Raw genomic sequence first — 2,288 nt, forward strand, 5'->3', positions numbered from 1 at the left:
TGTCAATACTAGAATTTAAAATACAGGACTATCACCTACTACGGTCAGCTTTCCCACGCTGTTCTTCTATTCTAATATCAATCGGCTTCTCCCCGTTCGCTCGCCGCTACTTGGGGAATCTCATTTGATGTCTATTCCTAAGGGTACTGAGATGTTTCACTTCCCCTCGTTCGCTTCCTAATAAATTAGGATACCTACCTTATGGTAAGTGGGTTTCCCCATTCAGAAATCTCCGGATCACAGGATATTGCCGCCTCCCCGAAGCTTATCGCAGGCTGTCACGTCTTTCATCGCCTCTGACTGCCAAGGCATCCACCATGTGCGCTTAATTACTTGACCATACAACCCCAAAGGGTCTATATTTACTTGCTAAGTTTCGCTCTATTAGTAGTAAAAGTACCCTCGAAGTAATTCGAGGTATTTTACTACTGAACAGATCTAGTGCTTAACAGGTTGGTTTCGCAATTATAACGATATCACCTATGTTTATACGCTTGATTCAGTTCTCTTTACTTTTTTAATAACCCACCCCTGGGATAACAACTGATGTCGTTAAGAGGTAAGTTATTAAGGTTAAGAAGTGCGCGTGAACACGCTCTTCCTAACCCAGACTCATATCTATGTTTTTAAATAGTTCCTAATCCTTCGTCAGGTATTAGGTTCTGTATAAAACAGAAAGAAGTAATCGGTGTCTTATCACTTGATAAGGTAATCACTTGTTTCTGTTTATGCTTTTTTTATATTCTATCTAATCGCGCTGTTTATATAATGGTGGAGCCAAACGGAGTCGAACCGTTGACCTCCTGCGTGCAAGGCAGGCGCTCTACCAACTGAGCTATGGCCCCTGAGAGCCGCTCGGGCGAAGCACTGCTTCGCTAGGCTCGCAAGAGAAAATTGCTTAAAGGCAATTTTCTATAAGTCTTGCTAACGCTTGAGCGTTTCTAACTGTTTTAAGCACTGTACCTAAATAATGGTAGGCCTGGGCAGACTTGAACTGCCGACCCCCGCGTTATCAACACGGTGCTCTAACCAGCTGAGCTACAGGCCTGAGCGAGGATGCTGTCAAAGCATTGCTTTGACCCGAGCGCAAGGAAATTTCTTTAAATAGAAATTTCAAATAACTCTGCTTCCAAGTTAAGCTTTAGATAACAAATACTCTGTTATCTATCGCCTGTTAGGCTTATAAACAAACTAAACTAAAGAACAACTTGTTGTGAATTCTTGCTAAGACGAATGCTGTCTATAAGGAGGTGATCCAGCCGCAGGTTCCCCTACGGCTACCTTGTTACGACTTCACCCCAGTCATCAACCACACCGTGGTGAACGCCTCCCCGAAGGTTAGGCTATCCACTTCTGGTGCAATCAACTCCCATGGTGTGACGGGCGGTGTGTACAAGGCCCGGGAACGTATTCACCGCGGCATTCTGATCCGCGATTACTAGCGATTCCTACTTCATGGAGTCGAGTTGCAGACTCCAATCTGGACTACGATAGGCTTTTTGAGATTCGCATCACATCGCTGTGTAGCTGCCCTCTGTACCTACCATTGTAGCACGTGTGTAGCCCTGGTCGTAAGGGCCATGATGACTTGACGTCGTCCCCGCCTTCCTCCAGTTTGTCACTGGCAGTATCCTTAGAGTTCCCGGCTTAACCCGCTGGTAACTAAGGACAAGGGTTGCGCTCGTTGCGGGACTTAACCCAACATCTCACGACACGAGCTGACGACAGCCATGCAGCACCTGTATTCTAATTCCCGAAGGCACTCTCGCATCTCTGCAAGATTCTAGATATGTCAAGACCAGGTAAGGTTCTTCGCGTTGCATCGAATTAAACCACATGCTCCACCGCTTGTGCGGGCCCCCGTCAATTCATTTGAGTTTTAACCTTGCGGCCGTACTCCCCAGGCGGTCTACTTATTGCGTTAGCTGCGTCACTAAGTCCTCAAGGGACCCAACGACTAGTAGACATCGTTTACGGCGTGGACTACCAGGGTATCTAATCCTGTTTGCTACCCACGCTTTCGAGCCTCAGTGTCAGTATGATGCCAGAAGGCTGCCTTCGCCATCGGTATTCCTCCAGATCTCTACGCATTTCACCGCTACACCTGAAATTCTACCTTCCTCTCACCTACTCTAGCTCTACAGTTTCAGATGCAGTTCCCAGGTTGAGCCCGGGGATTTCACATCTGACTTATAGAGCCACCTACGCTCCCTTTACGCCCAGTAATTCCGATTAACGCTTGCACCCTCTGTATTACCGCGGCTGCTGGCACAGAGTTAGCCGGTGCT

At 47.2% G+C, this 2,288-nt stretch carries 2 tRNA genes and 2 rRNA genes; all 4 read right to left on the bottom strand.

Annotated elements, in window-relative coordinates:
• Positions 1 to 339: ribosomal RNA gene (locus ACTXGO_RS12645) — 23S ribosomal RNA — on the bottom strand; the annotation flags it as partial.
• A gap of 430 nt (positions 340 to 769) precedes the next feature.
• A tRNA-Ala gene (locus ACTXGO_RS12650) sits at positions 770 to 845 on the bottom strand.
• A gap of 126 nt (positions 846 to 971) precedes the next feature.
• A tRNA-Ile gene (locus tag ACTXGO_RS12655) sits at positions 972 to 1,048 on the bottom strand.
• A gap of 195 nt (positions 1,049 to 1,243) precedes the next feature.
• Positions 1,244 to 2,288, bottom strand: a 16S ribosomal RNA gene (locus tag ACTXGO_RS12660); the annotation flags it as partial.

This window comes from Psychrobacter sp. T6-1 (assembly GCF_052258445.1).